Raw genomic sequence first — 6,054 nt, 5'->3', positions numbered from 1 at the left:
TCGCGGCGCGGCCGAAATCGCTGCGACGCTCGAACATATGGCCGCCTTCGCCCATCTCGCAGGCGCGGTGCCGCCGCATCTGTTCGACCTCTATTACGACGCCACGCTCGGCCGTGACGAAGTCCGCGCCTTCATGGCGCGCGACAATGCGGCGGCGCTGGCGGCGCTCGAGGCCTGTTTTGCGCGGCTGCACGCGGCCTCGCTGTGGACGACGCGGCGCAATTCGATCGCCGCCGCTTTGCGGGTGGCGTCATGAACCATTTCGCGATCAAGGGATGGTGCCCCGGCGCCCTGCGCCCGATGCGGTCGGGTGACGGGCTCGTGGTCCGTATTCGCCCGCATGGCGGCAGGCTGTCGCCCGCGCAGGCTTCTGCCCTTGCGGAATTGGCGGCCCGCTTCGGCAGCGGCCTGATCGACGCGACCAACCGTGCGAACCTGCAGATCAGGGGCGTCGGTGACGAGAACCATGCGCCTCTGATCGCCGAGCTGGCGCGGCTTGGCCTGCTCGATGCCGACGCGGACCTGGAAGCGCTGCGCAATATCGTCGTCGCGCCGTTCTGGGTCGCGGGCGACGACACCTCGTCACTGGCAGCCGAGCTTGGGCTTGCCCTTGCCGCGCGACGCCTTGCTCTTCCCGGGAAATTCGGCTTCGCGGTGGATTGCGGCATCTCGCGCGCGCTTGTCGAGGCATCCGCCGATATTCGCATCGAGCGCGACCAGGCGGGAGGCTTGCTCGTACGCGCCGACGGCGCGCGGCACGGCTGTCCCGTGGCGCGCTCGGACGCTGTGACCGTCGCGCTTGCGCTCGCGGAATGGTTCATTGCCTCGGGTGGGGTGAACAACGGGCGCGGGCGGATGGCCGCACATCTTTCAGCCGGCGCGACGATCCCCGCGGTCCTTGCCGGACGGGTTAGCCCAGGACGCATGATGCCGCCACCGCGGCCCGGGCTTCAGGCCGGCGGCGCGCTGGTTGGGCTGGTCTTCGGACAAATCAAGGCCGCAACGCTCGGTGTCCTGGCAGAGGCGGCGGATGGCCTGCGCCTGACGCCATGGCGCATGATCTTCGCCGAAGGACTACGCCAGATGCCCGATGCCGACGGCCTCGTGACCGATGCCGGCGATCCTATCCTCCGCGTCGTCGCCTGCGCCGGGGCGCCGGCCTGCAGGCAGGCGCATGCCGAAACGCGCGCGCTCGCAGCAGCACTTGCGCCGCACCTTGCCTCAGATGCCAGGCTTCACGTCTCCGGCTGTATCAAGGGCTGTGCGCAGCCGGGCCCTGCGCCGATCACGCTCGTTGCCACGGCGCATGGCTTCGATCTCATCCGCGACGGTTCGGCGCGCGATGCGCCCGTCATGCGCGGGCTCGACCGCGGCAGCCTCCTGGCCGATCCATCCGCGCTGCGGAGGATCTTTTGATGCCGCATGTCTATGAGACCGATGGCGCGACGATCTACCGGCAATCCTTCGCAACCATCCGCGCCGAAGCGGACCTTGCGCCGTTTTCGGCCGACGAGGAAGCGGTGGTCGTGCGCATGATCCATGCCGCGGGCATGGTCGGTCTGGAACAGCACGTTCGTTTTACGCCCGACATGGCGCGTCGCGCGCGCGCCGCGCTCGAGGGCGGTGCATCTGTCTTGTGCGACGCGCGCATGGTGTCGGAAGGCATCACGCGCGCGCGCCTGCCGGCAGGCAACGCCGTGATCTGTACACTCCACGATCCCGCCGTGGCGTCGCTCGCGCACACCCTTCGCAATACCCGCTCGGCCGCGGCGCTGGAGCTTTGGCGGCCTTATCTCGGCGGCGCCGTCGTTGCCATCGGCAATGCGCCGACCGCGCTGTTCCACCTTCTGAACATGCTGGAGGACGAGGCCTGCCCGAGGCCCGCCGCCATCATCGGGTGTCCGGTCGGTTTTGTCGGCGCCGCCGAGGCCAAGGCCGCGTTGATGGCCAAACCGCCGGCGCCGGCGCTGACCGTGGCGGGCCGTCTCGGCGGCTCGGCGATCACGGTTGCCGCCGTCAACGCGCTTGCGAGCCGGAGCGAATAGTCATGGGGCGCATCATCTGCTGCGGGCTCGGGCCAGGCGATCCTGATCTGATCAGCGTGCGCGCCGACCGTCAGATCCGCGCAGCGACACATGTCGCCTATTTCCGCAAGAAAGGCCGGCCCGGCCAGGCACGCCGCATCGTCGAGGGCATGCTGGCGCCTGATGTGAGGGAATATCCGATGGAATATCCGGTCACGACGGAGATTCCATTCGATAGCCCCGACTACGCAGAGCTTCTCGCAGGCTTCTACGATGAATGGGCGCGGCGCCTCGAGCAGATTGCGCGCGACGCCGACATCGTCGTGCTCTGCGAGGGCGATCCCTTCTTCTATGGCTCGTTCATGCACCTCCATATCAGGCTCAAGGGCCGCGCCGCGATCGAGGTGATCGCGGGCATTCCCGGCATGGCCGGCTGCTGGAACGCAGTCGGCCTGCCGATCGCGCTCGGCGATGACGTGATGACGGTGTTGACGGGGACGCTCGCGGAGCAGGAACTGACGGCCCGAGCGCGCGGCTGCGATGCGCTCGTGATCATGAAGACCGGACGCAATTTGCGCAAGGTGCGCCGGGCCCTGCAGGCCGCCGGACGCCTTGACGAGGCCTGGCTGATCGAGCGCGGAACCATGCCGGGCGAGCGCGTCGCGCGGCTCAGCGACGTCGATGCGACCGAGTGCCCCTATTTCGCTGTTGTCCTCGTGCACGGCCGGGGCCGGCGGCTGGAGCTCGCCGAATGACGGGCATGCTGACCATTGCGGGGCTCGGGCCCGGCGACGAGGCGCTCATCACGCCCGAGGTCTCCGCCGCGCTGGCCGACGCCACCGACGTGGTTGGCTATGCGCCCTATGTCGCGCGCGTCGCGGCGCGCGAGGGGCTTAACCGGCACGCATCCGACAACCGTCAGGAGTCGCAGCGTGCGGCGGAAGCCATGCGCCTTGCGGCGGAAGGCCGCCGCGTCGTCATCGTATCTTCAGGCGATCCCGGGGTTTTCGCGATGGCGTCAGCGGTGTTCGAAGCGCTCGAGGCCTCGCCGCAATGGCAGGCGCTCTCGATTCGTGTGCTGCCGGGCGTGACCGCGATGCTGGCGGCCGCGGCCCGCGCTGGCGCGCCGCTCGGCCATGATTTCTGTGCCATCAACCTGTCCGACAATCTGAAGCCGTGGTCCGTGATCGAGAAGCGTTTGCGGCTCGCCGCCGAGGCAGACTTCGCGATCGCATTGTACAATCCGCGCTCGGCGAGCCGGCCCGACGGATTTGCCCGCGCGCTTGCGATCCTGAAAGACGCAGGCTGCGGCGATCGCATCGTGATCTTCGCCCATGCCGTCACCACTGCCGAAGAGCGTATCGAAGCGCTGCCCTTGCGGGAGGCAAAGCCTGACATGGCCGACATGCGAACGCTGGTCATTGTCGGCAACTCCGCGACGCGCCGCCTCGGCCGCTGGATCTATGCCCCGAGGCGCGCGTCATGACCGAGCCAGGCCAACACCTCCTCGACGCTTTCGGCGCGCCGCCTCTCGGGCAATTCGGGCCGCGCGATCATGACCACGGGAAGGCCGAGCTCGCGCGCGGCATCGATCTTGGCGCGGGCGCCTGTTCCTCCCGCATTGCGGGCGACGATCCATTCGATGCCGCGCGAGCGCATCAGGTCGAGATCGCCGGCCAGCGTGAAAGGACCGCGCGAAACGATGATGCCGGCGTTCGGCAGCGGCAGCGATCCCTCGGGCGGATCAACATAGCGCAGGGTGTAGGCGTGCTGCGGCCTTGCGAGAAACGGCGCGAGATGTTGTCGCCCGATGGCGAGGAAGACGCGGGCGCTTGGTTCGGGCAGCGCCGCCGCGGCGGCCGCGACGTCGGCCACCTCGATCCAGTTGTCGCTTGGCGCTTTCATCCATGGCGCGCGCTCCAGCGCGATCAGCGCCGTTGCCGTCGCAGCGCAGGCCGCGACCGCGTTGCGGCTGATCTCGGCGGCAAAGGGATGGGTTGCATCGACGACATGCGTGATCCGCTGCTGCCGGATGTAGCAGGAGAGGCCGCGCACGCCGCCGAACCCGCCGATGCGGGTCGGCAGCACTTGCGCCGCCGGAGCCCTGGTGCGGCCGCCGTAGGAATAGATCGCCGCAAACCCGAGCCGCGCCGCGGCATCCGCGAGCCGGTTGGCGTCGCTGGTTCCGCCCAGGATGAGGGCGCGCACCGTGGATGATCCCTTGCTCAAACCCTGGCTCACCATTGTCGGCATCGGCGAAGATGGCCTTGCCGGGCTCTCGGAGGCAAGCCGAAAGGCGCTCGCGCGAGCCGAGATGGTATTTGGCGGCGAGCGTCATTTGGCGCTGGCCGATATCGGCGACCGCGGCCGGGCCTGGCCTGTGCCGTTCGATGCGGCTGGCGTGATCGGCTGCCGCGGCCGTCCGACCGTGGTGCTTGCCTCCGGCGATCCATTCTGGCACGGCGTTGGCGGCAATCTCGCCGAGCGGTTGAGCGATGGCGAATGGACCGCGCATCCCGCGCCCTCGAGCTTCTCGCTGGTCGCGGCGCGGCTCGGATGGCGGCTGGAGAACGTCATTTGCCACGGCCTCCATGCGGCCCCGTTCGAAGCCCTGGTGCCGCGACTGGCCCACGGTACACGCCACATCTGTCTCGTGCGCGACGGCAAGGCGGCGGCCGATCTTGCCGATTGGTTGACCGGGCGCGGCTTTGGTGCGTCGCGCCTGTGGACCTGCGTCGCGCTCGGCGGTCGCCGTGAAAGCATCGAAAGCCATCGCGCCGACCATTATGCGGCCGACCCGGCCGCGCGCCTGGTGACCGTTGCACTGGAAGCGGAGGGCCGGGCGGGCCTTCCACGCAGCTCCGGTCTCGCCGAGGACCGCTTCCTGCATGATGGCCAGATCACCAAGCGGCCGATGCGCGCGCTGGCGCTGTCGGCGCTGGCGCCGAGGGCGGGCGAACATTTGTGGGACATCGGCGCCGGCTCGGGCTCGATCTCGGTCGAATGGGCGCTGTGTGGCGGAACCGCTGACGCAATCGAGCAACGCGACGATCGCGCGGCCAATATCCGCGCCAATGCCGCCTCCTTCGGGCTGGCGCACCAGATCGATATCACCATCGGGCGCGCGCCCCAGGTGCTGACTCGCCTGAAACCGCCCCAGGCGGTGTTCTTCGGCGGGGGCCTGGACGGCGCGATGTTCGATTCCGTTTGGTCGCTCGTTGCAACAACGACGCGCCTGGTCGCGCATGCGGTCACGCTGGAGACCGAGGCCCTGCTTACCGAGTTGCATCGCCGTCATGGCGGCGAACTGATGCGGGTCGAGCTCGCGCATGCGGCGCCGCTCGGGGCATTCAGGTCCTGGGACGCGGTGCGGCCCGCGGTGCAATGGAGCGCGGTCAAATGAGGGTCGCGGGTCTGGGATTCAGGCGGGGCGCCGACGTTCACTCGCTGCGCGAGGCGCTCGATGCGGCGGGCGGCGCCAGCGGGCTTGCGGCGCTCGCAACGATCAGCGACAAGGCCGGAGCGAGTGCGCTGGTGTCCTTGGCCCGCGAACTGGGCCTGCCGATCAGGGCCGTCCCACTCGACGGGCTCGCTGGCGTTGAGACCGCGACGCAATCCGACATCGTCAGCGCGAAGTTCGGGGTCGGCTCCCTGGCCGAGGCCGCGGCGCTGGTCGCAGCCGGCCATAACGCACGGCTGGTTGCGCCGCGCGTCGTTTCGCGCGACAGGACGGCGACCGCCGCGATCGCCGAAGGAGATGATCCATGACGGTGCATTTCATCGGCGCCGGGCCGGGCGCTCCCGATCTCCTCACCCTGCGCGGGCGTGACCTGATCGCCGCCTCGCCGGTCTGCCTCTATGCCGGCTCGCTGGTGCCGGGCGCGATGCTGGCGCATTGCCCGCCCGGCGCGCGGATCGTCAACACCGCGGCGCTCTCGCTCGACGACATCCTGGCGGAGATCGCAGATGCGCATGCCGAGAACAAGGACGTCGCACGGCTGCATTCCGGCGATCTGTCGATCTGGTCGGC

9 protein-coding genes are annotated in these 6,054 nt (G+C 69.3%); 8 read left to right on the top strand and 1 reads right to left on the bottom strand.

The window, feature by feature from the left end; all coding sequences use genetic code 11:
• The 5 genes from ABSG20_RS27340 to cobJ form a co-directional block, all read left to right on the top strand.
• The coding region (locus tag ABSG20_RS27340) for a cobaltochelatase subunit CobN (RefSeq protein ID WP_423867600.1) at positions 1-256 on the top strand (256 nt) is incomplete at its 5' end.
• Positions 253-1,416 carry a precorrin-3B synthase gene (gene cobG, locus ABSG20_RS27335; RefSeq protein WP_423867599.1) on the top strand — a complete coding sequence of 388 codons (1,164 nt, stop codon included), beginning with the start codon at positions 253-255 and terminating at the stop codon, positions 1,414-1,416. The genes ABSG20_RS27340 and cobG, both read left to right, overlap by 4 nt.
• A complete protein-coding gene (locus ABSG20_RS27330) occupies positions 1,416-2,045 on the top strand; it encodes a precorrin-8X methylmutase (protein ID WP_423867598.1) in 630 nt (209 codons plus the stop codon). The genes cobG and ABSG20_RS27330 overlap by 1 nt, the downstream gene beginning before the upstream one ends.
• Positions 2,046-2,047: 2 nt before the next feature.
• Entirely contained in the window at positions 2,048-2,779 is a 732-nt protein-coding gene (locus tag ABSG20_RS27325) for a precorrin-2 C(20)-methyltransferase (RefSeq protein ID WP_423867597.1), read from the top strand.
• On the top strand, positions 2,776-3,510 hold the full coding sequence (cobJ, locus tag ABSG20_RS27320; protein ID WP_423867596.1) for a precorrin-3B C(17)-methyltransferase: 735 nt from the start codon (positions 2,776-2,778) through the stop codon (positions 3,508-3,510). Before ABSG20_RS27325 ends, cobJ begins: the two co-directional genes overlap by 4 nt.
• On the opposite strand, the gene ABSG20_RS27315 is transcribed toward cobJ, so the two are convergent.
• Complete coding sequence (locus ABSG20_RS27315; RefSeq protein ID WP_423867595.1) at positions 3,486-4,268, bottom strand: cobalt-precorrin-6A reductase; 783 nt, start codon at positions 4,266-4,268, stop codon at positions 3,486-3,488. The two genes, cobJ and ABSG20_RS27315, sit on opposite strands and share 25 nt — an antisense overlap.
• Between ABSG20_RS27315 and cbiE the strand changes: the two genes are divergently transcribed.
• From cbiE to ABSG20_RS27300, 3 genes are all read left to right on the top strand, one after another.
• Positions 4,246-5,427, top strand: a complete 1,182-nt coding sequence (gene cbiE, locus ABSG20_RS27310; RefSeq protein WP_423867594.1) for a precorrin-6y C5,15-methyltransferase (decarboxylating) subunit CbiE — start codon at positions 4,246-4,248, stop codon at positions 5,425-5,427. The two genes, ABSG20_RS27315 and cbiE, sit on opposite strands and share 23 nt — an antisense overlap.
• On the top strand, positions 5,424-5,792 hold the full coding sequence (locus tag ABSG20_RS27305; protein WP_423867593.1) for a cobalamin biosynthesis protein: 369 nt from the start codon (positions 5,424-5,426) through the stop codon (positions 5,790-5,792). Before cbiE ends, ABSG20_RS27305 begins: the two co-directional genes overlap by 4 nt.
• A partial coding sequence (locus ABSG20_RS27300; protein WP_423867592.1) for an SAM-dependent methyltransferase occupies positions 5,789-6,054 on the top strand: 266 nt, incomplete at its 3' end. The genes ABSG20_RS27305 and ABSG20_RS27300, both read left to right, overlap by 4 nt.

Origin of the sequence: Bradyrhizobium sp. (assembly GCF_049512235.1) — a bacterium.
Classification (GTDB): Bacteria; Pseudomonadota; Alphaproteobacteria; order Rhizobiales; family Xanthobacteraceae; genus Bradyrhizobium.
This window is presented reverse-complemented; position numbering and strand designations above follow the sequence as displayed.

Coding starts and splice junctions, on each gene's coding strand:
- ABSG20_RS27325 (WP_423867597.1), top strand. CDS start 2,048: ATGGGGCGCATCATCTGCTGCGGGCTCGGGCCAGGCGATCCTGATCTG.
- ABSG20_RS27330 (WP_423867598.1), top strand. CDS start 1,416: ATGCCGCATGTCTATGAGACCGATGGCGCGACGATCTACCGGCAATCC.
- cobJ (WP_423867596.1), top strand. CDS start 2,776: ATGACGGGCATGCTGACCATTGCGGGGCTCGGGCCCGGCGACGAGGCG.
- cobG (WP_423867599.1), top strand. CDS start 253: ATGAACCATTTCGCGATCAAGGGATGGTGCCCCGGCGCCCTGCGCCCG.
- ABSG20_RS27315 (WP_423867595.1), bottom strand. CDS start 4,268: ATGGTGAGCCAGGGTTTGAGCAAGGGATCATCCACGGTGCGCGCCCTC.
- ABSG20_RS27305 (WP_423867593.1), top strand. CDS start 5,424: ATGAGGGTCGCGGGTCTGGGATTCAGGCGGGGCGCCGACGTTCACTCG.